Raw genomic sequence first — 1,222 nt, 5'->3', positions numbered from 1 at the left:
ACACTCCCCTAGCCCCTCATTTCGGCTACGCTCAATACAGCGCTCAAGAGGGGAATGGATTTGAACCTAAGGACAAACTGATTTCAAGTCAATACTTCGAATTAGCTTAGCAAAGGGTTGAAAATGACGTATATTTTGTCATTTCGATTGCAATGATAAATCACATAAAACTGAGCATTGGATGTGGTTCCTCCTTCGTCGGAATGACAAATTTATGTATTGTTTTTAAGTGAAAAGTCGGTATTCAGTAACAGTTTTAAGTTTTAAGTTTTAAGTAAATATTCATTATTAACTTTTCATTATTAATTATTAACCAACCAACCGTCATTGACTCCGTCGAATCTGCGATTTCAGCAGCTGCTCCAGATTAACATATCACTTCTTCAACAATCCAATAATTTTCCAAACGGCTCTAAACCGTACTTTTGATGGTGCGTATTTGATCTTGTTAAAATCAAAGCCTTTTTTAATTTCTTTTGTAATAATATTGTAACTGTTATATCCTGAACTGCTTACGCCACCTACCAACATAGCTGTTGTGGTTATGCCCGAATATTTCCAAGTAATTTTGTGTTTTAGAAAAAAACGAATAATCAATTCGTAATCTGCAGCAATAATATAATCCAATTCGTAATTTCCAAATTGAGAAAATAAGTCTCTTTTAAAAAATATGGCTGGATGGGGTGCCATAAAACCAATTTTTAATTTTTCAGGATGCCAGTTAGCAGCGCTGTACACTCTTTTAATTTTACCCGTAGCATTGTGCTGTACAATATTACCTACTGAAGCATCAATGGTATTGTTTGTATGAAAATTGGCAACTTCTTCCAATACTTGATTGTTAAAAAAGGTATCGTCTGAATTTAAAATCCCCACAATATCACCCGTTGCCAAGGCTATCCCCTTATTCATAGCATCATACAAACCTTTGTCGGGTTCTGATACCCATTTGGTAATTACGGTGTCGTATTTTTTAATGATTGTAAGGGTTGCATCTTTAGAATTGCCATCTATAATTAGATATTCAATATTGTTATAGGTTTGTGCTGCAACAGACTGTATGGTTTTTTCAATAGTAGCTGCACTATTGTAACAAACGGTGATGATGGAGATTTTCATTTACGATACTTCAATTTTTCTTTCTCTTATTTTTTGTGCCGGATTGCCTTGATATATGGTATAAGCTTCTAAATCTCTTACTGCTATTGAAGCAACGCTTAAT

1 protein-coding gene is annotated in these 1,222 nt (G+C 34.3%); it reads right to left on the bottom strand.

Annotated elements, in window-relative coordinates:
- Nucleotides 1–375: 375 nt before the first annotated feature.
- On the bottom strand, nucleotides 376–1,119 hold the full coding sequence (locus tag EC396_RS12650; RefSeq protein WP_129366995.1) for a glycosyltransferase family 2 protein: 744 nt from the start codon (nucleotides 1,117–1,119) through the stop codon (nucleotides 376–378).
- Between the last annotated feature and the right edge of the window lie 103 nt (nucleotides 1,120–1,222).

Origin of the sequence: Lutibacter sp. HS1-25, assembly GCF_004121075.1 — a bacterium.
GTDB lineage: Bacteria > Bacteroidota > Bacteroidia > Flavobacteriales > Flavobacteriaceae > Lutibacter.
The sequence above is the reverse complement of the archived record's forward strand: the minus strand, read 5'-3'. Positions and strand labels throughout refer to the sequence as shown.